This is a genomic window from Methylobacterium sp. J-090 (assembly GCF_022829345.1).
In the GTDB taxonomy this organism is placed as follows: domain Bacteria; phylum Pseudomonadota; class Alphaproteobacteria; order Rhizobiales; family Beijerinckiaceae; genus Methylobacterium.
In genome coordinates, this window is sequence record NZ_JAKSXV010000039.1 from 43,179 (window position 1) to 64,925 (window position 21,747).

The 21,747-nt window shown below is 69.8% G+C and carries 20 protein-coding genes; 12 read left to right on the forward strand and 8 right to left on the reverse strand.

Going from position 1 to position 21,747, the window contains the following annotated elements; translation table 11 throughout:
* Window position 1: 1 nt before the first annotated feature.
* Window positions 2–688 (reverse strand): Crp/Fnr family transcriptional regulator, encoded by a 687-nt coding sequence (locus tag MKK49_RS06750; RefSeq protein WP_056092281.1) that lies wholly within the window; start codon window positions 686–688, stop codon window positions 2–4.
* A gap of 430 nt (window positions 689–1,118) precedes the next feature.
* Here MKK49_RS06750 and lpxC point away from each other — a divergent pair, with 430 nt between their 5' ends.
* From lpxC to MKK49_RS06770, 4 genes are all read left to right on the forward strand, one after another.
* Window positions 1,119–2,009, forward strand: coding sequence for a UDP-3-O-acyl-N-acetylglucosamine deacetylase (lpxC, locus tag MKK49_RS06755; RefSeq protein WP_244027277.1), 891 nt, complete (start codon window positions 1,119–1,121; stop codon window positions 2,007–2,009).
* Between the two features lie 85 nt (window positions 2,010–2,094).
* Window positions 2,095–3,969 (forward strand): ABC-F family ATP-binding cassette domain-containing protein, encoded by a 1,875-nt coding sequence (locus MKK49_RS06760; RefSeq protein ID WP_244027278.1) that lies wholly within the window; start codon window positions 2,095–2,097, stop codon window positions 3,967–3,969.
* Between the two features lie 265 nt (window positions 3,970–4,234).
* Window positions 4,235–5,104 carry a tetratricopeptide repeat protein gene (locus MKK49_RS06765; protein WP_244027279.1) on the forward strand — a complete coding sequence of 290 codons (870 nt, stop codon included), beginning with the start codon at window positions 4,235–4,237 and terminating at the stop codon, window positions 5,102–5,104.
* A gap of 106 nt (window positions 5,105–5,210) precedes the next feature.
* Complete coding sequence (locus tag MKK49_RS06770) at window positions 5,211–5,474, forward strand: YARHG domain-containing protein (RefSeq protein WP_244027280.1); 264 nt, start codon at window positions 5,211–5,213, stop codon at window positions 5,472–5,474.
* A gap of 18 nt (window positions 5,475–5,492) precedes the next feature.
* Here the strand turns inward: MKK49_RS06770 and glpX are convergent, their stop codons facing one another.
* The 3 genes from glpX to MKK49_RS06785 form a co-directional block, all read right to left on the reverse strand.
* Entirely contained in the window at window positions 5,493–6,485 is a 993-nt protein-coding gene (glpX, locus tag MKK49_RS06775; RefSeq protein ID WP_244027281.1) for a class II fructose-bisphosphatase, read from the reverse strand.
* Window positions 6,486–6,627: 142 nt separating this feature from the next.
* Window positions 6,628–7,950: a homoserine dehydrogenase gene (locus MKK49_RS06780; RefSeq protein ID WP_244027282.1), complete on the reverse strand. Its 1,323-nt coding sequence runs from the start codon at window positions 7,948–7,950 to the stop codon at window positions 6,628–6,630.
* A 149-nt stretch (window positions 7,951–8,099) separates the two neighbouring features.
* Entirely contained in the window at window positions 8,100–8,804 is a 705-nt protein-coding gene (locus MKK49_RS06785) for a ceramidase domain-containing protein (protein WP_244027283.1), read from the reverse strand.
* Window positions 8,805–8,898: 94 nt separating this feature from the next.
* On the opposite strand from MKK49_RS06785, the gene xth reads away from it, so the two are divergent.
* Both xth and MKK49_RS06795 read left to right on the forward strand, forming a co-directional pair.
* Entirely contained in the window at window positions 8,899–9,687 is a 789-nt protein-coding gene (xth, locus tag MKK49_RS06790; RefSeq protein ID WP_244027284.1) for an exodeoxyribonuclease III, read from the forward strand.
* Between the two features lie 79 nt (window positions 9,688–9,766).
* Window positions 9,767–10,393 carry a glutathione S-transferase family protein gene (locus MKK49_RS06795; RefSeq protein ID WP_244027285.1) on the forward strand — a complete coding sequence of 209 codons (627 nt, stop codon included), beginning with the start codon at window positions 9,767–9,769 and terminating at the stop codon, window positions 10,391–10,393.
* Between the two features lie 30 nt (window positions 10,394–10,423).
* On the opposite strand, the gene MKK49_RS06800 is transcribed toward MKK49_RS06795, so the two are convergent.
* The 4 genes from MKK49_RS06800 to mnmA all read right to left on the reverse strand — a co-directional run bounded on the left by MKK49_RS06800 (window position 10,424) and on the right by mnmA (window position 15,275).
* On the reverse strand, window positions 10,424–11,230 hold the full coding sequence (locus tag MKK49_RS06800; RefSeq protein WP_409565026.1) for a tetratricopeptide repeat protein: 807 nt from the start codon (window positions 11,228–11,230) through the stop codon (window positions 10,424–10,426).
* A gap of 76 nt (window positions 11,231–11,306) precedes the next feature.
* Window positions 11,307–13,037: a dihydroxy-acid dehydratase gene (gene ilvD / locus MKK49_RS06805; protein WP_244027287.1), complete on the reverse strand. Its 1,731-nt coding sequence runs from the start codon at window positions 13,035–13,037 to the stop codon at window positions 11,307–11,309.
* Window positions 13,038–13,435: 398 nt separating this feature from the next.
* Window positions 13,436–14,089, reverse strand: a complete 654-nt coding sequence (locus MKK49_RS06810) for a methyltransferase domain-containing protein (protein WP_244027288.1) — start codon at window positions 14,087–14,089, stop codon at window positions 13,436–13,438.
* A 37-nt stretch (window positions 14,090–14,126) separates the two neighbouring features.
* Window positions 14,127–15,275 (reverse strand): tRNA 2-thiouridine(34) synthase MnmA, encoded by a 1,149-nt coding sequence (gene mnmA, locus MKK49_RS06815; protein WP_244027289.1) that lies wholly within the window; start codon window positions 15,273–15,275, stop codon window positions 14,127–14,129.
* A 789-nt stretch (window positions 15,276–16,064) separates the two neighbouring features.
* Here mnmA and MKK49_RS06820 point away from each other — a divergent pair.
* From MKK49_RS06820 to MKK49_RS06845, 6 genes are all read left to right on the forward strand, one after another.
* A complete protein-coding gene (locus MKK49_RS06820) occupies window positions 16,065–17,126 on the forward strand; it encodes a flagellar hook-length control protein FliK (protein ID WP_244027290.1) in 1,062 nt (353 codons plus the stop codon).
* Between the two features lie 13 nt (window positions 17,127–17,139).
* Window positions 17,140–17,817 carry a flagellar hook assembly protein FlgD gene (locus tag MKK49_RS06825; RefSeq protein WP_244027291.1) on the forward strand — a complete coding sequence of 226 codons (678 nt, stop codon included), beginning with the start codon at window positions 17,140–17,142 and terminating at the stop codon, window positions 17,815–17,817.
* Between the two features lie 101 nt (window positions 17,818–17,918).
* Complete coding sequence (locus tag MKK49_RS06830) at window positions 17,919–18,194, forward strand: DUF1153 domain-containing protein (RefSeq protein WP_018044452.1); 276 nt, start codon at window positions 17,919–17,921, stop codon at window positions 18,192–18,194.
* A gap of 234 nt (window positions 18,195–18,428) precedes the next feature.
* The gene (gene fliF, locus MKK49_RS06835; protein WP_244027292.1) at window positions 18,429–20,042 is read left to right on the forward strand and encodes a flagellar basal-body MS-ring/collar protein FliF; all 1,614 of its coding nucleotides are present in this window, start codon (window positions 18,429–18,431) and stop codon (window positions 20,040–20,042) included.
* Between the two features lie 45 nt (window positions 20,043–20,087).
* Entirely contained in the window at window positions 20,088–21,140 is a 1,053-nt protein-coding gene (gene fliG / locus MKK49_RS06840) for a flagellar motor switch protein FliG (protein WP_244027293.1), read from the forward strand.
* Window positions 21,137–21,724, forward strand: a complete 588-nt coding sequence (locus MKK49_RS06845) for a FliH/SctL family protein (protein WP_244027295.1) — start codon at window positions 21,137–21,139, stop codon at window positions 21,722–21,724. Before fliG ends, MKK49_RS06845 begins: the two co-directional genes overlap by 4 nt.
* The last annotated feature ends 23 nt before the right edge of the window (window positions 21,725–21,747 follow it).

The window sequence follows — 21,747 nt, forward strand, 5'->3', positions numbered from 1 at the left end:
CTCAGCTGTCCTCCCGCAGGGCCTCGGCGACGCGGGCCTCCAGGAGGTCGGGCCGGCGGATCACGAGGGCGCCACGGGTGCGGTCGATGAGGCCGTCCGCCGCCATGACGGTGAATTCGCGGGTCACCTGCTCGCGGCGGCAGCCGATGCGGGCGGCGAGCACGTGGTGGTAGGGCGGCGGGGTGACGACGCGCGCACCGTCCCCGCCCGTGCGCGGCACCGAGAGGCGCAGCAACTCGGCGTAGAGGCGGTGGCGCAGGTCGAGGAGCGCGTGCTCCATGATGCGGGTGTTGAGTTCGCGCACGCGCTTGGCGAGCAGGCGGAACAGCCGGTCGGCGATGGCCTCCGAGGCGAAGATCATCTGGCGGAAGATCGGGGCCGGCACGACGCAGACCTCGCCCCGCGTCAGCGCGGTGACGTTGGCCGAGCGGCCGATGCCGTCGAGGGCCGCGAGTTCGCCGAAGAACGCGCCGCCGCGCATCTCGCCGAGGATCACCTCCTTGCCCGATTGCGACCGGTTGAGGATGCGGACCTCGCCGGAGGCCAGGAAATACACGTCGGTGGAGACGTCGTCGTAATCGACCAGGACTTCGTTCTCGTCGAACCGGCGCCAGTGGCAACGCGTCTCGTAGGACGACAACTCGATTCCCGGTTCCTTGAAGAACGGGATTGTCGCCAGCCGACTCATCGAAAAACTCCTGGTGGCGCCCTGCGCCCGATCCTGACCTCGAGGGGATCGCTGCCGATCCGGCGCGCCAACCCAGGCCGTGGCCGGCCCATGCTTCCGGTGTTCGTCGGATACCCGATGATCCCGAACCGCGATCGTGACGACCGGGTACGGGCCGGTCAAGCCGCCGTCCGCGCGATGGGGGTGGATAGGCTCGTGCCGCGCCGGGTGTTGCTTCAGCGTCCCAGTTTTCGTGCAAGGTGGCGCACAACGGGGATGGAGGCCGCGCACCCGCTTGCCAAGTTCAAGATGGATTGGTAGCCGAATTTTTCCCCGTTGAGCACTTGTCGCGTCGGTTCGGGGGCGGAATTTCGCGATGCTCGGCCAATCCTCCGTCCGCCTTAGACTGTCTAGCCCGGCGGAGGATATTGTCCCTTTCGAGCCGATTTGGGTGCAGACCCCGTCGGCCGGCCCGGTTCAGGCCCTCGCTGTCCAGGCCACCCTCGGCGCGGCCTTCACCCTGTCCGGGCGCGGACTCCATACGGGCCGCAAGGCGACGGTCCGGGTCTCGCCCGCCGAGGCCGAAACCGGGATCGTCTTCCGGCGATCCCTCATGGGGCGATGGGCGTGCGTGCCCGCCCTCTGGCACCTGCGCGAGGCGCAGCCGCTCTGCACCGCCCTACGTGGGCCGGACGGGACCCTGGTGCGGACGGTCGAGCACCTCATGGCGTCCCTCAGCGCCTTCGGCATCGACAACGCCACCGTCGATCTCGACGCCGAGGAACTCCCGATCTTCGACGGCAGCGCCCTGCCCTGGTGCGCGGCCATCGCGCAGGCGGGACGGCAGACCCTCGCCGCGCCGCGTCGCCAGCTCCGGGTGCGCCGGACTGTGGAGGTGCGCGACGGGGAGCGCAGTCTGCGCATCGAGCCCTCGGACGGGTTCAGCATCACGGGCGAACTCGCGCTCGCGAAGTTCGGTGTCATGCGCTGGCAGGGCACGGTCACGCAGGCCAGCTTCGTGGAATCCCTCGCCCCCTCGCGCAGCTTCGGCCGGCTGAAATGGGCCGTGCCCCTCAAGCTCTACGCCTACGCCACCGGGCGGTCCGTGCTGCGGGGGGCCAATGTCCGCAGCACGGCGGCGATCTTCGGAAACCGCATCATCGGCGGCATGCGGGGGGCCGACGAGCCCGTGCGTCACCGCCTCCTCGACCTCGTCGGCGATCTCGCCCTCATCGGCCATCCCGTTCTGGGCCACGTCACCGCCCGGCATACGGGCCACAACCTCAACCACGCCCTCGTGGCGGCGCTCCTCGCCGACCCCGCCGCCTGGGAACTCGTCTGATCCGCGCGGCCCAGGAGGCCGCACGCTCCAGGAAACCGCCGCGCGCCGCTTGCCACGGCCGGGGCGCGGCGCCAGAACCCCGTCCATGCTGCGCGTCAACGACCTCACCTACCGCATCGGCGAACGCCTGATCCTCGACGGAGCCACCTTCGTCATTCCGGATCGGGCCCGGGTCGGGCTCGTGGGCCGCAACGGGGCGGGCAAGACCACCCTGTTCCGGGCGATCCTCGGCGAATTGCCGACGGAGGGCGGCACCGTGTCGATGCCCAAGGGCATGCGCATCGGCGCCGTGGCGCAGGAGGCACCGGCCGGCCCCGAGACCCTGCACGCCGTGGTGCTGGCCGCCGACACCGAGCGCGCGCGCCTGATGGCGGAGGCCGAGACCGCCGACGGCCTGCGCCGGGCCGAGATCGAGACCCGGCTCGTGGACATCGAGGCGCATTCGGCCCCGGCGCGCGCGGCGGCCATCCTGCACGGCCTCGGGTTCGATGCCGAGGCACAGGGCCGCCCGTGCTCCGACTTCTCGGGCGGCTGGCGCATGCGTGTGGCTCTGGCCGCCGTGCTGTTCTCCGAGCCCGACCTGCTGCTTCTGGATGAGCCGACCAACTACCTCGACATCGAGGGCACCATCTGGCTCTACGACTATCTCGAACGCTATCCGCGCACGGCGGTGATCATCAGCCACGACCGCGACCTGCTCGACGAGTGCGTCGATCACATCCTCCACCTCGACCGGGGCAAGCTCGCCATCTACCGGGGCGGCTACACCTCGTTCGCCCGTCAGGTGGCCGAGAAGCGCACGCTCCAGGCCAAGGCCAAGGTGAAGCAGGACGCCGAGCGCGCCCATCTCCAGAGCTTCGTCGACCGGTTCAAGGCGAAGGCCACGAAGGCGCGCCAGGCCCAGTCCCGCGTCAAGCGGCTCGCCAAGATGGAGATCATCGCCTCGGTGATCGAGGACGACGTGCCGAAGTTCCGCCTGCCGAGCCCGGAGCGTCCGCTGTCGCCGCCCATCGTCGCCATGGAGCGGGTCCAGGCGGGGTATCCCGACCGGATCGTCCTGTCGGGCCTCAACCTCAGCCTCGCCCCCGACGATCGGGTGGCGCTGCTCGGCGCCAACGGCAACGGCAAGTCGACCTTCTGCAAGCTCATCGGCGGGCGCCTGCCGCCCTTGAGCGGTGAGATGCGGCGCTCCGGCAAGATGGAGGTCGCCTACTTCGCCCAGCACCAGCTCGACGAGCTGCGCCCGGCCGAGAGTGCCTACGCCCATGTCCGCGACCTGATGCCGGACGTGCCGGAATCGAAGGCGCGGGCGGCGGCCGCGCGGCTGGGCTTCTCCGGCACCAAGTCCGAGACGCCGGTCTCGCAGCTCTCCGGCGGCGAGAAGGCCCGGCTGCTCATGGGGCTCGCCGCCTTCAACGGCCCGCATCTGCTCATCCTCGACGAGCCGACGAACCACCTCGACATCGAGAGCCGGCAGGCCCTGGTGGAGGCGATCAACGATTACGAGGGCGCCGTCATCCTCGTCTCCCACGACCGTTTCCTGGTCGAGGCCTGCGCCGACCGACTCTGGCTGGTCGCCAATGGCAGCGTGAAGGCCTTCGACGGGGATATGGACGATTACCGCCGCCTCGTGCTCGCCGGCCCTGAGCGGCCGGCGGAGAAGGAAGCGGTCGAGACCGCCGGCGGGGTCAAGGCGGTGGAGCGGCGCTCCAACGCCGAGCGCCGGGTGGCCCTCGCCCCCTTGCGCAAGAAGATCGAGGCGGTGGAGGCGCGGATGAAGAAGCTCGCCGAGGCCATGGCCAAGATCGACGCGGCCCTCGCCGACGGCACCGCCTTCCAGGCCAACGCCGCCAAGGCGGGGGAACTCGCGAAAATGCGCTCGGACGCCGCCGGCGCCCTCGAATCGGCCGAGGAGGAATGGCTCGACCTCAGCGGCGCCATCGAAGCGGCGGAAGCCTGAACCGGCCCTCCGACTGCGGCCCTCGCACCACAGTGCCTTGCCGTTGCGACCCCGGGACAGCCCCTGCGGACGGTTGCGCGGGACGGGCCATACGTTCGCCACATGGGCACGCTTGAGGGGCAGGAACGGTGCGGGTCTTAAGCGCGCGTTCACCGCGATACGCGACCGTTCCGGCACGGGCTCGCGGATCGGGGCGGTCCGGGTTCGGGCACAGGTTTATGGGCGGGGCCGTGCCATGCGCGGACGCCCCGGGGGGAGCGGGTTCATGACGGTTCTGACGCTGCGGGCATCGAAGGCGGGGCTGATCGGGGCCGCCCTCGTGGCGGCCGCGCTCGGTGGGTGCGAGACCTACGGCAATGCCGGTGCGCCGAAGCAGTTCGCCGTGCTCGAGACCGACACGACGGGCGCCACCAACGTGAACATCGCCTCGCTCAGCGAAGTGATCCAGCGCAACCCCAACGATGCCGCCGCCTACGTGACGCGCGGCGCCGCCTACGCCCGTTCGGGCCAGTTCAACGACGCCATCGGCGATTTCACCAAGGCGGTGCAGATCGATCCGAACTCGGCCTCGGCCTACAACAACCGGGCGCTCGCCAACCGCCAAATCGGCCGCAACGACGCGGCTTTGGGCGATTTCTCCAAGGCCATCGCGGCGGACCCGAACTACGGTCCGGCCTATATCGGCCGCGCCAATGTCCTGCGTGCCCAGGGCGACCTCGACGGCGCCGGCAGCGACCTCAACCAGGCGATCCGCCTGACGCCGGAATCGGCCGAAGCCTATCACGCCCGCGGCCTCGTGCGGCAGAAGCAGAACCAGAACACCCAGGCCATCGCCGATTTCGACGCCGCCATCGATCGCAACCCGTTCGTGGCCGCGCCCTACGCCGCCCGCGGCCAGAGCCTCATCGCCACCAACCAGTTCGACAAGGCCATCGAGGACTACAACGCGGCGCTCAACGTCAACAACAAGGACGCCACGTCCTGGGCCTATCGCGGCGTGGCCTACGAGAAGTCCAACCGCCGCAAGGAAGCGATGGAGAGCTACCAGCGCGCCGCGCAGCTCGATCCCTCCAACCCCATCGCCAAGCAGGGCCTCGGCCGCGTGCAGGGCGGCGTCGGTTCGCTGTTCAACTGACGCGGCGCCCGCCGTCCGACGGCGGGCTTCTCTCGAGAAGGCCCGCCGGATACCCTTGCGGCAGCTCTGAAACACGCCAGGATCGCGCCTCCCCGGGAGTCCCCTGATGCGCCGCCTCGCCCTCGCCTGCCTCTTGATCCTGCCCGCCGCGCCGGCGCTGGCCGCTTTCCCGTGCGGTGAACTCTGGGGCGAGCGCAACGCCGTCTATGCCGAGGCCGGCTATTGTTTTCGCACGGCCCGCGCCATCAAGGCCTTCGGCAACGCCAATTGCCCCTACGACAGCATCCGCGATGTGCCGCTCTCCGCCCGCGACCGGGCCAAGGTTGCCGACATCGTGCGCGAGGAGCAACGGAACGCCTGCCGGGATTGATCCCCGGCCCCGCCTCCTTCATCCCTCCAAGGGCTGCATCCGCCGGTGCTCGCCGATGATGCGCCGAACGGTGCCGGTGGCCGAGCGGTAGACCACCGTCTCGGTCTCGACGTGGCCTTGCTTGAACCGCACGCCCTTCAGGAGCGCCCCGTCGGTCACGCCGGTGGCCGCCACGATGACGTCGCCGCGGGCCATGTCGTGGAGCTCGTACTTCCGGTTGGGATCGCTGATGCCCATCCGCGCCGCGCGCTCGCGCTTCTCGTGACTGTCGAGGATGAGCCGGCCCTGCATGTGGCCGCCGATGCACCGGAGCACACCGGCGGCGATGACGCCCTCGGGGGCGGCACCGATGCCGAGGTAGATGTCGGCGCCGGTCTCGTCCGGGCTCGTCGTGTGGATGATGGCGGCGATGTCGCCATCCGAGATCAGACGGATGCCGGCCCCCGTCGCCCGCACGGCGGCGACCAGGGCCATGTGGCGTGGCCGGTCGAGGATGATCGCGGTGATCTGGGCCGGGTCGATGCCCTTGTGACGGGCCAGTGCCGCGATGTTGTCGGCGGGGCTTGCGTCGAGGTCGACCAGCCCCGCCGGATAGCCGGGGCCGATGGCGATCTTCTGCATGTAGACGTCGGGGGCGGCCAGCAGGGAGCCGGCCTCGGCGAGCGCCATCACCGCGATGGCGCCGGGCATGTCCTTGGCGCACAGGGTGGTGCCCTCGAGGGGGTCGACGGCGATGTCGACTTTCGGCCCCGCGCCGGTGCCGAGGCGCTCGCCGATGTAGAGCATCGGTGCCTCGTCGCGCTCGCCCTCGCCGATCACGACGGTGCCGTCGATGGGCAGTGTGTTCAGCTCGGCCCGCATGGCATCGACGGCGGCCTGATCGGCTTCCCGCTCCTTGCCCTGGCCACGCAGGTGGGCCGCCGCGATCGCGGCGCGCTCGGTGACCCGAGCCAGTTCAAGGGCCAGGGTGCGACCGACCGTACTGCCGGGTGTCGTCTTGCCGTACGCCATGGACCTGTCCGCGCCTTTCGCCGTTCGTGTGATCTCTATGAACTAAAGTTCGAGAAACACTATCGTCGGGCCCGCCTTCTGCACGGGTTCCTGGCAAAATTTTGCGTCATCGACATGGGGGCGAGTCTCCGTGCGCAGCGGCTTATTCCCGCTCGATGCGGATGAGCTGCGGCGCCTCGGCGAGGAGCCCATCGGCCGCGATGGCGTCGAGGGCGGCCCGGATGGTTCCTTCCGTCGCCGCATAGGTGATCAACACCAGGGGAACGGGCTGGCCGGAGCGGCCGTGCGGGTCCTTCGAGGCGGCGCTCTCCGAGCGGCGCTGGAGGATGCTCTCGATGGAGATGTCGCGCTCGGCCATGCGCGTGGCGACACCGGCGGCGACGCCCGGCCGGTCGTGGACCGTGAGGCGGATGTAGTAGCCCCCCTCGTGGCGCTGCATGGCGACGCGCTGCGACGGGCCGAGGGCCGCGTGCGGGCGCCCGAAGGTCGGACGATTCACGCCCGCCGCGATGTCGGTGATGTCGGAGACCACCGCCGAGGCCGTGGCCTCGCCGCCGGCCCCGGGCCCGATGAGGGTGAGTTCGCCCACCGCGTCGGCGTCGATGGTGACCGCGTTGGTGACGCCCATCACTTGGGCAATGGCGGAGGATTTCGGCACCATGGTCGGGTGGACGCGCTGCTCGATGCCGCCCTCGGCCACCTGGGCGACGCCGAGGAGCTTGATCCGGTAGCCGAGCTCCTCCGCCATGGTGAGGTCGAGGGGCTGGATCGCCGAGATACCCTCCACGGACACGCCCTCGGCGTCGATCTCGACCCCGAAGGCGAGGCTCGTCAGGATGGCGAGCTTGTGGGCGGTGTCGAAGCCCTCGACATCGAAGGTCGGGTCGGCCTCGGCGTAGCCGAGGGCCTGCGCGTCCTTGAGGCAGGCCTCGAAGGTCAGGCCTTCTCGCTCCATCCGGGTGAGGATGTAGTTGCAGGTGCCGTTCATGATTCCGTAGACGCGCGATATGGCGTTGCCCGTGAGGCCCTCGCGCAGGGCCTTGATCACCGGGATGCCGCCGGCCACGGACGCCTCGTAGGCGAGGCTGACCCCCTTCGTCTCCGCCGCCCGGGCCAGGGCGGCGCCGTGCTTGGCCAGCAGCGCCTTGTTGGCGGTGACCACGTGCTTGCCCGCCGCGATGGCCGCTTCCACGGTGGCCTTGGCCGGGCCCTCGGCACCACCGATGAGTTCGACCACGCAGTCGATGTCCGGGCTGGCGGCGAGCGCCACGGGATCGTCGAACCAGGTGACGCCGGCGAGATCGAGGCCCCGGTCGCGGCCCCGGTCACGGGACGACACGGCGGTGATGCGGACCTCGCGGCCGCTGGCGGCCGCGAGGGCGTCGGCCCGGCGGGCGACCATGCGGACCACGGCGGCACCGACGGTGCCGAGGCCGGCGACGCCGAGGCGGAGGCTCTGTTTCATGGCGCGCGATCCGTCATCTTCCATGGGCCGTCCGGGGCATGCCCGGTACGGGGCGACCGTCCACGGGTCGTTCCGTTCGCTCCGGTCGGGGAGCGGCGCGCTCTTCTGCAACGAATCCCAGGGGGGTGCAACAAATCCGCCGGCGGGGTTCAGCCTCGACGCGACCGGTAGCGGAGCGCCGTGACGAGGAGGGCCGAGAGCACCCCGGCGTTGAGGATGTGCCAGAGGAAGTGCGTGCCCAGGGGCAGGCTCGCACACAGGCTCCGGTCGAGGGTGCGGAACGCGAGCGACAGGGCGAACAGGCCCGCGATGGCGAGCAGACCGGTGCCGGCGGCGTACCGGGCGGGGTCGCGCCCGCCCCGCTGTGGCACGAGAAGGCCGGCTCCGACGCCGACGAGGGCCAGGATCGCCGGAACGTAAGCGATGGAGCCGTTGGTGGCGGCCGCGAGCGCGGGGCCGAGGAGGATGTCCAAGGCCGGCTCCAGGCCGAAGCCGAAGGCCGCGAACAGCAGGGTCGCGGCAAGCGCCGGTCCGGGCCCGAACGCGAAGAAGCGCCGCATCGCCAGGAAGAAGTAGGCATGGATGAACGCTGCGATGGGGATGACGTCGGCCAGGAGCGACCAGCGCACGGCAAGGGTGTGGAACAGGAACGAGCCGAGGCCGATCACGGCGACGAGGCCTGCGAGCACCAGAATGACAGGATCGGGCCGCGCGCCCCGCCGCTCCCGCCAGGCGACCGCCCCGGCGGCGATCAGGAAGGCGACGTTCGACAGCGCGTTGACGGGTTCGGCCCAGAAGCTGCCATCGGCCCGCTCGCAATAGGCGCAGACGGGTGCGAACCACGTCTCATCCATGTTGGTCCCACCCCGCGAAGAACCCATCCCGCTTGCCACCGACCCGCGAAGCCACGATGACGGGCATGCCGAGAGTTCAGGACACCCAGTCTCCATGCGGATCGCCACCTGGAACGTGAATTCCATCAAGCAGCGGGTCGGCCATCTCGTGGGGTTCCTCGACGGGGCCAAGCCCGACGTGGTCTGCCTGCAGGAGCTGAAGTGCCAGGACGATGCGTTTCCCCGCGCCGAGATCGAGGCGGCGGGCTATGTCGTCGAGACCCTCGGCCAGAAGGCCTATAACGGCGTCGCCCTGCTGGTGCGCACCCCCCTCACCCTCCGTGAGGTCCGGCGCGGCCTGCCCGGTGACGAGACCGACGAGCAGTCCCGCTACATCGAAGGCCTCGTCTCCGGCGCGGAGACGGCGCCCGTGCGCGTCGCCTCGATCTATCTGCCCAACGGTAATCCCGTCGACAGCCCGAAATACCCCTACAAGCTCGCCTTCCTGGAGCGCCTGCGCCGGCACGCCCGCACACTCCTGGACCGCGAAGAGGCCGTGGTCCTCGCCGGCGACTACAACGTGATCCCCGAGCCCGAGGATGCGTCCGATCCGGCAGCCTGGGTGAACGACGCCCTGTTCCTGCCCCAGACCCGCGCGGCCTTCCGCGCTCTCCTGGCGGAAGGCTTCACCGAGGCCCTGCGCGCCTGCGATCCGAAGCCCGGCCTCTACACCTTCTGGGACTATCAGGCCGGTGCCTGGAACCGGAATGCCGGCATCCGCATCGACCACCTCCTGCTCTCACCCCAGGCCGCCGACCGCCTCGTGTCGGCCTCGGTGCAGAAGCACTTGCGCGGTCAGGAGAAGCCGTCCGACCACGTGGCGGTGACGGTCGAACTCGCCTGATGCGGGGCGGACCCTCCTGAACCAACCGGCCCGTGGCGGGTTGGCACGCCGTCCCCCCGGCAAAAAGGAGCCCTCCCGCGTGAAACTTTACGGTACCGGCTACTCCCCTTACGTCCGCAAGGTCCTCGTGGCCCTCGCCGAGAAGGGGGTGAGCGCCGAGCACATCCCGCTGTTCTTCCACGATCCCGACGCCGCGTTCCAGGCCGCGAGTCCGCTGGGAAAGATCCCGGCCATCGACGACGACGGTTTCCTCCTCGCCGATTCATCCGCGATCCTGTTCTACATCGAGGCGAAACACCCGAGCCCGGCTCTGCTGCCGACGGAGGCCAAGGCCCGCGGCCGGGCGATCTGGTTCGACAAGTTCGGGGATACCGAGATGTTTCCGGTGATCATCACCCCGTTCGCCAACCGGATCGTGAAGCCGAAGCTCCTGGGCCAGCCGGGCGACGAGGCCGCCGTGACGAAGGCGCTGACGCAGGATCTGCCCAAGATCTACGATTATCTCGAGACGCAGATCGACGGACCGTACCTCGTCGGCGACGCCTTCAGCATCGCCGACATCTCGGTGGCGACGGGCTTCCACAACCTTCATCTGGCCGACGAGACGGTCGATGCCGGCCGCTGGCCCAAGCTCTCACGTTACGTCGCCGCGACCCTGGAGCGGCCGTCCTTCGTCACGGCGCTCGCCGCGCGCACGAACCCGTAAGATCGATCGGCCGACGCTGCGGCGGAGCACTCAGCGTCGGCGTCGCGCCGAACCCGTCACCTGGGTCTGGGCCTGGGAGGCCTGGGCCTGCGCGGTCTGGCGGTCGTCCTCGCTCGCCGCCGTCCAGGCCTTGTCGTAGAGGGCGACGATCCAGTCGTCCTTGCGGCCCTGCGCCGCCTCGCGGGCCAGCGACAGCCACATCAGACCACGAGCGCGCTGCTTCGGCACGCCCTGGCCGTTGATGAGTAGTTCACCGAGCAGCGCCTGCGCCGGAGCGTGACCCTTCTCCGCCGCGAGGTTGAACCAGCGCGCCGCCTGGCGCGGATCGGCCTCGACGCCGGTGCCGTCGAGGTAGAGCCGGGCTAGGTTGTACTGGGCGTTCGGGTCGCCGAAATACGACGCCGCGTAGTTGAACATGTCGTAGGCGCGCTCGGGGTTCGGACGCACGTAGGTGCCCTTGATCCCGTCGAGGAAGTAGGCGCCCAAAGCCGTGAAGGCGCTGGCCATGACGCCCGAGTTCTGGGCATCCGGGCCGTCGTCGGTTGTGTCGTCGGCGATGCGGGAGAAGAACTCGAACGCCTTGAGGTCGTCGTGGGGCACCCCGTCGCCCTCGGCGTACATCCGGCCGAGCTTCCACAGGGCGAGGGCGTGGCCCTGACCGGCGGCGTATTCGAGGGCGCGCGCGGCCCCTTCCTTGTCGCCGGCATTGTAGTCGCGAACCCCGGAGCGCAGGGCCTCGCGGGCCGTGCGATAGCCCGCCGGGGGCACGGGCGTGCGCGCAGTGGCGTCGAGGGCCTCTACGGGAATCCCACACAGAAGCAGGAGCCCGGCCGCCATGGCGAAGCGCAGCCGTCCGCGCGCGGGCCGATCCGGAGCGGCCCGGACCGGCCGCGCGGGGCGGCCGAGGGCGGTCCTAGATGTCGGCATAGGTGTGCGTCTCCTCGGCGCCGCCCGGATGGGTCACCGCGCCGTCCACGGCGGGACCGACGGTCTGCATGTACTTCCACAGGTAGCCGGAGGTCGCCGAGTTGGTGCGCGGCGTCCAAGCGGCTCGGCGCGTGGCGAATTCCGCGTCGCTCACGGCGACGTCGAGGGTGCCCTTGATGGCGTCGAGGGTGATGATGTCGCCATCCTTCAGGAGGCCGATGGGGCCGCCGATGGCGGCTTCCGGCCCGACATGGCCGACGCAGAAGCCGCGCGTCGCGCCCGAGAACCGCCCATCGGTGATGAGCGCGACCTTGTCGCCCATGCCCTGGCCGTAGAGGGCGGCGGTGGTGGAGAGCATCTCGCGCATGCCGGGGCCGCCCTTCGGGCCCTCGTAGCGGATGACCAGGACCTCGCCCTCCTTGTAGGTACGCTTCTGGACCGCCTCGAAGCAGGCCTCCTCGCCGTCGAACACCCGGGCCGGGCCGGTGAAGACCTGCTTTTCGGCCGGCATGCCGGCGACCTTCACGATGGCGCCCTCGGGAGCGAGGTTGCCGCGCAGACCGACGACACCGCCGGTGGGGGTGATCGGCGCGTTGGCGGCGCGCACCACGTCCTGGTCGGGGTTCCAGTGCACCCGCTCCATGTTCTCCGCCATGGTGCGGCCGGTCACCGTCATGCAGTCGCCGTGCATGAAGCCGTGATCGAGCAGCGTCTTCATGAGGAGCGGGATGCCTCCGACCTCGAACATGTCCTTGGCCACGTAACGTCCGCCCGGCTTCAGGTCAGCGATGTAGGGCGTGCGCTTGAAGATCTCGGCGACGTCAAACAGGTCGAACTTGATGCCGCATTCGTGCGCGATGGCGGGCAGGTGCAGGGCCGCGTTGGTGGAACCGCCGGACGCCGCGACGGCGGCCGCCGCGTTCTCCAGGCTCTTGCGGGTGACGATGTCGCGCGGGCGGATGTTCCGGGCGATGAGCTCCATCACCTTCTCGCCCGCCGTCATGCAGAACTTGTCGCGGATCTCGTAGGGCGCCGGGGCGCCGGCCGAATACGGCAGCGCAAGGCCCATGGCCTCCGAGACGGTGGCCATGGTGTTGGCGGTGAACTGCGCGCCGCACGCCCCGGCCGACGGGCAGGCGACCTGCTCCAGCTCGTCGAGGTCGTCGAGGCTCATGTCGCCGACAGCGACCTTGCCCACCGCCTCGAACAGGTCCTGCACGGTGACCGGCCGGCCCCGGAACGAGCCGGGCAGGATCGAGCCGCCATAGATGAAGATCGACGGCACGTTGAGGCGCACCATGGCCATCATCATGCCGGGCAGGGACTTGTCGCAGCCGGCCAGCCCCACGAGGGCGTCGTAGGCGTGACCCCGCATGGTCAGCTCGACGGAATCGGCGATGACCTCGCGGGACGGCAACGAGGCGCGCATGCCGGCATGGCCCATGGCGATGCCGTCGGTCACCGTGATGGTACAGAACTCGCGCGGGGTCCCGTTGGCAGCGGAGACGCCCTTCTTCACCGCCTGGGCCTGGCGCATCAGCGAGATGTTGCAGGGCGCCGCCTCGTTCCAGCACGAGGCCACGCCGACGAGCGGCTGGTGGATCTGCTCCTTGGTGAGGCCCATGGCGTAGAGGTACGAGCGGTGGGGGGCGCGCTCGGGTCCCTCCGTCACATGACGGCTCGGGAGCTTGGACTTGTCGGTGCTGCGCGCGTCCATGGTCAATCTCGCCGCCCCGGCCTGCTACGCTTGACATGAGGTCCAGCCGTCCGACGCTCCGAAGGCGCGCGCGAGCCCTTGGCGGACGGCGCGCGAACCCACGTAGTTCACTCTCGGAATGACTCGGAACTCTGCGGTAAAGCGTTGGGGGGACTACCGTTTACCGCACGGCCTGAGGTGGTCCCGGTTTATGGCGGGATCGCGGCGGGGGCAGGCGCCTCCCAAGGCAAAGTCTGGATGGTTTTGGGGTGTTGCGACCTCGCCACAGCCACGCTTTGGCCCGGCTACCTCCCGTGAAGTGACCTCAGGATAGGATAGAATTCCAAAGCGGCGGCATGAATAAGCCCGGGCGCGCTGGACGCTCCGGGCTCGGTCCTCGGGGGTGCCGGGGTGCGGCCTCACCCGGGCTTGCGCATCCGCAGGATCTTGAAGAAGCCGCCCGGGAAGGTCGGGGCGACGCCGATGAACTCGACGCCGTTGGCCCGCGCCCAGGCCTCGATCCGCGTGGATTTGAAGTCCGAAGACCAGCCGATCTTGGTGCAGAGCGGGGCGACGATCTCCTCGACCTTGGCCATGGGGCCGTCCGTCTGCCCGAAATGATTGGCGAGCACGATCTCGCCGCCGGGCCGCACCACCCGTAGAAACTCCGAGAGGGCGCCTTCCGGGTCCGGCACCAGGGTGATGAGAAACTGCGCCACCACGGCGTCGAAGCTGGCATCGGCGTAGCCGAGGCGGCAGACGTCCATCACCTGGAGGCCGCGCACGTGAGTGAGGCCGCGCCTGAGCACTTTGTCGCGGGCGCGCTTGAGCATGTCCTCGGACAGATCGACCCCGCAGACGAAGCTGGTGCGCGGGTAGTAGCCGAGCGACAGGCCGGTCCCGACGCCGGCCTCGAGGATGCGGGGCCCGCAGGCCACGGCCGCCTCCACCGCGTCGCGGGCGGCGGGCTCCGTCAGCTTGTCGTACACGACGTCGTAGACCGGTGCCCAGCGGGCATAGGCCTTGCGCATCAGGGCCGTGCTCGGACCGGCCTCCCGCGGCTCGCTCAGCATGTCGATCTCGAAGTCCTGTGGGGAGTGGAAGAGAGGGTCAGGCCGCCTGCGCGGCCCCGGCCTGCAACGCGTCGACGCGCCGGATGGTGCCACCGCCGAGCACCCGCGCGCGCGGGCCGTCATCGGCGTAGATCACGCAGGCCTGTCCCGGCGAGACGCCGTCCTCGGGCGTCGCCAGGACGACCTTGGCGGTCCCCGTGACGGCGTCGAGGGTGAGGTGCGCCGGGCGCGGCTCGCGTGTCGAGCGCACTCGCACGGCGACGGGTAGATCGACGGGCGGCCTGTCGGAGAGCCAGTTCACGTCCGTCAGCCGGATGCGGCTGGTGGCCAGGGCTTCGCGCGGGCCGACGACGACGCGGGCTGCATCAGGCTCCAGGCGCACGACGTAGAGGGGTTCGCCGACGGCGAGGCGCAGGCCCCGGCGCTGACCGACGGTGTAGTGGATGATGCCCTCGTGGCGGCCCAGCACTTGCCCCGAGAGATCGACGATGTCGCCGGCCCGGGCCGCGTCGGGCCGCAGGCGGGCGATCACGTCGGCGTAGCGTCCTTGCGGTACGAAGCAGATATCCTGGCTGTCGGCCTTCTCGGCCACCGACAGGCCGAGTTCATGGGCGAGGCGCCGGGTCTCGTCCTTGGGCAATTCGCCCAGGGGGAAGCGCAGGAAATCGAGCTGCTCGGCCGTGGTGGCGTAGAGGAAGTAGCTCTGGTCGCGGGCCGGATCGAGGGCACGGTAGAGGCCGCGTCGACCCTGCGACAGGGCGCGGCTCGCGACGTAATGGCCCGTGGCCAGGGCGTCCGCGTCGAGGTCGCGCGCCGTCGCGAGGAGGTCGCGGAACTTGATGGACCGGTTGCACTCGACGCACGGAATCGGCGTCTCGCCGGCGAGATAGCTCTCGGCGAAGCGGTCGATCACCGATTCGCGGAAACGGTCCTCGTAGTCGAGGACATAATGCGGAATCTCCAGAACTTCGGCGACGCGGCGGGCGTCGTGGATGTCCTGACCGGCGCAGCAGGCGCCCTTGCGATGGGTCGCCGCGCCGTGGTCGTAGAGCTGGAGGGTGATGCCGACGACGTCGTAGCCTTCGCGCTTCAGGAGCCCGGCCACGACGGAGGAATCGACGCCGCCGGACATGGCGACGACGACGCGCGTCTCGTGCGGGGCCTTGGGAAGATCGAGGGAATTCATCGCGCCCAGTTTCGCCGGCGGGGCCGGTCCGGTCCCGGGCGCGAGTCTATAGCGTTCCTTGCGCCCGAGTTCCAGGGAAGGGCCGGCACGCATTCCGCCACGCACGACCAGACCCGGTCGTTTTCGACGGACCTGACCGGTTCCGCCAACCCCGGAAATCCCGGGCAGACCCGGCAAGTCCTGCCGGGCGCCGGGCAGGTTCCGCCGGACCGCCTTCCCGGGTCTCGGAAAGATCGTCGTATCATCAATGGCTTGGGCGATCGTCCGGTCTGGCTCGGCCCTTGCTCGATGGTTCGGCAAGGAGACCACGGACCCATGGCGCAAGCGTTCCTCGAAACGGATTTCCTCCTGCGCCGTGCGACGCCAGCCCCGGCCCGCGCGCAAGCACGGGCCACGTCAGGGCCCGCCTTCGTCGTTCGCGATCCCGAGTCCTCCCGTCCGGCGACGACAACCCGGTCGCAGGAGACGCGTGCGCAGGATAGCCGCTCTCAGTTCGCTCGTTCGGAGCGCGACCGCCCGGATGTCGCGGCCCAACCCGAACGCGCCAGGACCGAACGCGCTAAGACCGAGGACACCGGCACAGGGCAAACCAGGACCGAGCAGACGGCCGAACGGTCCCCCGCGCCGGTGCGGACCGCGCGCGAGGCGCCAGTCCCCAATGCAAAGGGGCCGGCCTCCGCGGATGCCGCCCTATCCGGCGAGGCTGCGAAGGCGAACGGCGTGCCGCAGGATCGGGCAGGTGCCGTTCCCACCGTCCCGGCCGGCGTCGCCGGCTCTCCCGAGGCGGCCATGGCCGGAACAGTCCTCGCCGGAGCGAACCCGGCCACCAAGGCTGGTTCTGCCGACGGGACCGCCACCGACGGCACCGAGGAGAAGACGGAGTCCACCGATGCGTCGGCCGAGGAGCCGGACGCATCGCTCCTCGCACTCGGTGTCCTGCCACCGCCACCGCCCGCCGATCCCGTGCTTCAGGCGAACACCGGTCAGAGCAGCCAGACCTCGGAGCCCCAGGGTGAGGTACGGGCCGACCAGGGGCAGGGTTCGGTGGGGCAGGCCTCATCCATCGCCGGGCGAGGTCTGCCTTCGGCAGGCCAGGTTCAATCCCCGGCCGGGGTCGTCCAGCCGTCCAAGGGTGAGGTGCCAGCCGCCGGCCAGGGTCCCCTCGCCCGGCCGGGCGTTTCGGTGAGCGTGAAATCCGACCCGGCGGTGGCCGTGCTGGACTCGGCCAAGACCGCCGAGGCCTCGGTGGGCACGGCGGCGCTCGCCCTGCCCGAAGGCCTTTCCCCCATCCGGGAGAGCTTCGATTCCATCCTGGCGGGCTTCTCGGCCGCGCCCGCCACAGCGCCAGCGAGCGGGACGTCGGCTCCAGCCGCCCAGGCGGCTCAGGCCGCTACGCCAGCCTCGCCACCCGTGCCCCTGGGGGCCGTGCCGATGACCATCGGTCTGCGCTCCCTCCAGGGCTCGAACCATTTCGAGATCCGCCTCGATCCGGGCGAACTCGGACGCATCGACGTCAGCCTCGACATCGACAAGGAGCGCGGCACCGTGATGGCGCACCTCGTCGTCGATCGCGCAGAGACCCTCGCCCTGCTCCAGCGCGACGCCGGCAGCCTGCAGCAGGCCCTGTCGCAGGCCGGCCTCGACGCGCCGGAGGCCAACATCAACCTGTCCCTGCGCAGCGACACGCAGTCCGGCGGTCAGGGTGCCGAGGGCCAAGGCGCCGACGGGCGCCGTCCCGAGGGACGGCCCGGCGGTCCGGGCCTCTCCCATCAGGCCGAGGGCCGCGCCGCCCTCGAAGCCACGCCCATGCGCACCCTGAGGGGCCTCACCGGCCTCGACATCCGAATCTGAAGGGGCACCCCACATGTCATCCGGCATCAGCAGCCTGGCGAGCACCGCCGCTTCGGCGAGTTCCACCACCAAGACCTCCTCCCAGGAGATCGCGGGCAACTTCACTCAGTTCCTGACGCTGCTGACCACGCAGCTCAAGAACCAGAACCCCCTCGACCCCATGGACACCAACCAGTTCACGCAGCAGCTGGTGCAGTATGCCGGCGTCGAGCAGCAGCTGAAGTCCAACGACCGCCTCGACTCGATCCTGACCAACGCCAAGGCGTCGAGTTCGGCCTCGGCCACGGGGTTCATCGGCCAGACCGTCACCGCGGACGGCAAGACCGCGGATCTGGCCGACGGGTCGGCCACCTGGACCCTCACACCCGCTCGCGCCGCCACCCAGGCGACCATCACCATCACGGATGCCAAGGGCAACGTGGTGGCGACCCAGTCGAAGGCCATGCCGGCCGGCGCACAGACCTATGTCTGGGACGGGCGGGCCTCCACGGGCATGAGTGCGCCGGCGGGCACCTATTCCATCAAGGTGGATGCCCGCGACGCCACGGGCACCCAGGTCAGCGTCGATACGCAGATCACCGGCAAGGTCGACGGCGTCGATCTCAGCGGCACCGCGCCGGTGCTTCTCATCGATTCCGCACGGGTTCCCATCGGCAGCGTGCGGAGCATCGGAACGGGGTTGTCCACATGAGCGTCGCGACGAATCAGATGCGATCGTTCCGCTTCAACATATTTTAAGTGGGCGCAAGTAGCTTCCAATCTCGACAGGTCAGTCGAGTTGTAGAGCGTATCATGACCGAACCAAGCCGCCCGAGAGTGAAGTATGTGATCGGGCCTGATGGCAGTCCATTAACCATTGCCGATCTTCCGCCGACCACGACCCGTCGTTGGGTCATCCGTCGCAAGGCCGAGGTGGTCGCCGCCGTGAGGGGTGGCCTGCTCAGCCTGGAGGAAGCCTGCCAGCGCTACACCCTCACCACCGAGGAGTTCCTGAGCTGGCAGTTCTCCATCGACCAGCACGGTCTTGCCGGTCTGCGCACCACGCGCATCCAGCATTACCGGCACTGACGGATCGGACTCGGCCTGGATCGGCCGGTCCGATGGCGAGAACACCCGACGATCCTTTCGTAAAGACCGCGCCCTTCCCGGGGTGCGGTCTTTTCGCGTTTCCTTCCGCGACTGCTCGGGTTTTCGAGGGTGTCCCTTCTCATTCGTTAACCCGCCGCTAACCACGGCCTGGGCAAATTTTGCCGGGCGAGGGCGGGCGGTCCGCCACGCCGGTTCGGGTGGGTGCGTCGCGCGGTGAAGTCGGTTCTCGAACTGGTGACGAAGTTGGGGCCTGCGCGGCTGGCCGCCATGGCCGCCGTCACCATGACCCTGATCGGCTTCTTCGCCTTCGTGATCCTGCGGGTCTCGAAGCCCGACATGGGCGTCCTGTTCGCCGACCTGTCCATGTCGGATTCCTCCGCCGTGATCCGCGACCTCGACGCGCGGGGCATCAAGTACGAGACCAAGGGCGATGCCGGACAGACCATCATGGCCCCGCGCGCCGATCTGCCCCGCCTGCGGATGGATCTCGCCGGCAAGGGCCTGCCGAGCCAGGCCGGCGTCGGCTACGAGATCTTCGACAAGGGCGACGCCTTCTCGTCGACCAACTTCGTCCAGAACGTGAACCACCTCCGGGCCCTGGAAGGCGAGCTGTCCCGCTCGATCCGCGCCATCGGCCGGGTCCAGGCCGCGCGCGTGCACCTCGTGATCCCCGAGCGGCGCCTGTTCGAGCGCGACCGCGAGACGCCGAGCGCCGCCATCGTCCTCAAGCTCATGGGCGACCTCGACCCGTCCCAGGTCCGCGCCATCCGCCACCTCACCGCCTCGGCGGTGGAGGGGCTCAAGCCCGAGCGGGTCTCCATCGTCGACGAGCGCGGCCGGCTCCTGGCCGACGGCGCCCGCGACGCCGAAGCCGACAAGGGCCTCGGGCTGGAGGAGAAGCAGGTCGGCCTCGAGCGGCGCCTGCGTTCGCAGATCGAGGAGATCGTCGCCGGCATCGTCGGTGCCGGTCGCGCCCGGGTGCAGGTCAGCGCCGAGCTCGACGTCAACCGCATCGAGAGCCGCTCGGAGAGCTTCGATCCCGAGAGCCGGGTGGTGCGCTCCACCCAGACCCGCACGGAGAATTCCCTGTCCGGCGGCGCCGAGGGCGCCGTCAGCGTCGGCAACGAGTTGCCGGGCGCCAACCAGCCGGGCGCCGCCCCGGCCCAGAAGGATTCCACCAACAAGAACGAGGAGACCACCAACTACGAGATCTCGCGGGTGACCAAGACCGAGGTGGTCGAGGGGGGCCGGGTCAAGCGGCTCTCCGTGGCGGTCCTCGTGGACGGGGCCTACGTGCCGGGGGCGGATGGCAAGCTGGCCTATCAGCCGCGCCCGGCGGCCGAAGTCGAGCGTATCGCCACCCTGGTGCGCATGGCCATCGGCTTCGACAAGGCGCGCGGCGATCAGGTCGAGGTGGTCAACCTGCGCTTCGCCGAGTCTCCGGCCCCGCCCGAATTCGTCGAGGCGAGCCTGGTCCAGTCCCTGATGTCCCCTTCCAAGGAGGACGTCATGCGCATCGTCGAGTTGACGGTCCTGGCGATGCTCACCCTCATCGTGCTGCTCGCCGTGGTGCGCCCCCTTCTGCGCAAGGTGCTCGCGGCCGAGCCCGTCACCGTCGCCCTGGTGTCCGGCCCGGCCGTCGCCACCGGTGACCCGGCGCTGGATGGGATGCTGGCGCCGCGCGACAACCCCACGGCCCGGCTCGTCGATTTCGCCAAGATTAACGGTCAGGTCCAGGCCGAAACGGTGCAGCGCGTGGTCGATATGGTCCGCGCCAGCCCCGGCGAGACCGTCGAGGTCCTGCGCAACTGGATCAACGACAACTGAGATTCGTCCGCTTGTCCTTCGTGCGTCGTCCTGGGAGTTGAGGCCATGTCCTCGGGTTTGAACATCGCGTCGGCGCTGACCGATGCCGGGAGCGCGGCCTTCTCGGCCATGCCCGGCACGCAGCGCGCCGCGGCCCTGCTGCTTCTGCTCGGCGACACCGATGGTGCGCCGATCTGGCAGATGCTCGACGAGGACGAGATCAAGAAGGTCTCGCACGCCATGGTCCAGCTCGGCTCCCTCGAAGCCGAGACCGTGGAGAAGCTCATCGTCGATTTCGTCTCGCGCCTGTCTTCGGGTGGCGGCATCACCTCGAACTTCGAACGGACCGAGTCGCTCCTGCTCAAGATCTTCCCGCAGGATCAGGTCTCCTCGATCATGGCGGAGATCAAGGGCGCCTCGGGCAAGCGCGTCTGGGCGAGCCTGACCCAGATCGACCCCGAGATCCTCGCCTCGTTCCTGCGCAACGAGTATCCGCAGACGGTGGCGGTGGTGCTCTCGAAGGTCCGCTCCGAATACGCCGCGAAGGTGCTGACCATCCTGCCCGAGGATTTCGCCATCGACGTCCTGAACCGGATGCTGCGCATGGAGACGGTTCAGAAGGAGGCCTTGCGCCACATCGAGGAGACCCTGCGCGTCGAGTTCGTCTCGACCATCGCCCAGACGACGCGCCGGGACGCCCACGAACTCATGGCCGACGTGTTCAACGCCTTCGACCGCCAGACCGAAGGTCGCTTCCTGTCCGCCCTCGATCAGGCCAATCGCGGTTCGGCCAAGAAGATCCGCCAGCTCATGTTCACCTTCGAGGATCTGCTCAAGCTCGATCCGGGCAGCGTGCAGACCCTCCTGCGCAAGGTCGACAACGACACCCTGTGCCGGGCCCTGAAGGGCGCCGACGAGCGCGTGCGGGGCTTCTTTCTCGGCAACATGTCCACCCGCGCAGCCAAGAACATCACCGACGAGATGGGGTCGCTGGGACCTATCCGCCTCAAGGACGTCGATGAGGCCCAGGCCAAGATGACCGAACTCGCCAAGGATCTGGCGGAGAAGGGCGAGATCATGATCGCCAAGTCGAGCGGCGAAGAGGAACTGGTCTATTGAACGCCCGCCCCTTCCTCTTCGACACCGACTTCCGGCCTCGCCCGAGCAGCGCCGCCGCGGCCCAAGAGGACCCGTCCCTGGCCGTTGCCGTGGCCGAGGCCCACGCCCGGGGCGTGCTGGAGGGCCGCGCCCAGGCCGAGATGCAGGCCCAGGCCCGCATGGCCGACGCCCTCACCCGCATGGGCCTCGCCGCCGCCGGCCTGCTCGGCCAGTCGGATGCCCGCGACGCCGAGCGCGACGCCGAGGCCATGGACTTCGCCGTGGCGCTCGCCCGCCGCCTCGCCGGCGAGGCCCTTGACGCCCAGCCCCTCGCCGCCATCGGCGACGCGGCCCGGGCCGCCCTCCAGCACTTGCGCGGCGTGCCCCACCTCGTGGTGCGCGTCCACGAGAGCCTCGTCGACGAGGTCGAGGCCCTGGTGAAGCGCCTGGCGCGCGAGCGCGGGTTCGAGGGCCGCCTCGTGGTGCTGGGCGAACCCGACCTCGCCCCGGGCGACGCCCGGATGGAATGGGCCGATGGTGGCGTGGTGCGCGACCGCGCCCGCATCGAGGCCGCCGTGCTCGACGCCCTTGGCATCCCGGCCTGATCTCTCCGCCAGCCTCAGTTTTC

What these genes read in the sequence shown, in the direction of transcription:
- MKK49_RS06750 (WP_056092281.1), bottom strand. Translation starts at nt 688, where the DNA reads ATGAGTCGGCTGGCGACAATCCCGTTCTTCAAGGAACCGGGAATCGAG.
- MKK49_RS06760 (WP_244027278.1), top strand. Translation starts at nt 2,095, where the DNA reads ATGCTGCGCGTCAACGACCTCACCTACCGCATCGGCGAACGCCTGATC.
- MKK49_RS06765 (WP_244027279.1), top strand. Translation starts at nt 4,235, where the DNA reads ATGACGGTTCTGACGCTGCGGGCATCGAAGGCGGGGCTGATCGGGGCC.
- MKK49_RS06770 (WP_244027280.1), top strand. Translation starts at nt 5,211, where the DNA reads ATGCGCCGCCTCGCCCTCGCCTGCCTCTTGATCCTGCCCGCCGCGCCG.
- glpX (WP_244027281.1), bottom strand. Translation starts at nt 6,485, where the DNA reads ATGGCGTACGGCAAGACGACACCCGGCAGTACGGTCGGTCGCACCCTG.
- MKK49_RS06780 (WP_244027282.1), bottom strand. Translation starts at nt 7,950, where the DNA reads ATGAAACAGAGCCTCCGCCTCGGCGTCGCCGGCCTCGGCACCGTCGGT.
- MKK49_RS06785 (WP_244027283.1), bottom strand. Translation starts at nt 8,804, where the DNA reads ATGGATGAGACGTGGTTCGCACCCGTCTGCGCCTATTGCGAGCGGGCC.
- xth (WP_244027284.1), top strand. Translation starts at nt 8,899, where the DNA reads ATGCGGATCGCCACCTGGAACGTGAATTCCATCAAGCAGCGGGTCGGC.
- MKK49_RS06800 (WP_409565026.1), bottom strand. Translation starts at nt 11,230, where the DNA reads ATGGCGGCCGGGCTCCTGCTTCTGTGTGGGATTCCCGTAGAGGCCCTC.
- ilvD (WP_244027287.1), bottom strand. Translation starts at nt 13,037, where the DNA reads ATGGACGCGCGCAGCACCGACAAGTCCAAGCTCCCGAGCCGTCATGTG.
- MKK49_RS06810 (WP_244027288.1), bottom strand. Translation starts at nt 14,089, where the DNA reads ATGCTGAGCGAGCCGCGGGAGGCCGGTCCGAGCACGGCCCTGATGCGC.
- mnmA (WP_244027289.1), bottom strand. Translation starts at nt 15,275, where the DNA reads ATGAATTCCCTCGATCTTCCCAAGGCCCCGCACGAGACGCGCGTCGTC.
- MKK49_RS06820 (WP_244027290.1), top strand. Translation starts at nt 16,065, where the DNA reads ATGGCCGGAACAGTCCTCGCCGGAGCGAACCCGGCCACCAAGGCTGGT.
- MKK49_RS06825 (WP_244027291.1), top strand. Translation starts at nt 17,140, where the DNA reads ATGTCATCCGGCATCAGCAGCCTGGCGAGCACCGCCGCTTCGGCGAGT.
- MKK49_RS06830 (WP_018044452.1), top strand. Translation starts at nt 17,919, where the DNA reads ATGACCGAACCAAGCCGCCCGAGAGTGAAGTATGTGATCGGGCCTGAT.
- fliG (WP_244027293.1), top strand. Translation starts at nt 20,088, where the DNA reads ATGTCCTCGGGTTTGAACATCGCGTCGGCGCTGACCGATGCCGGGAGC.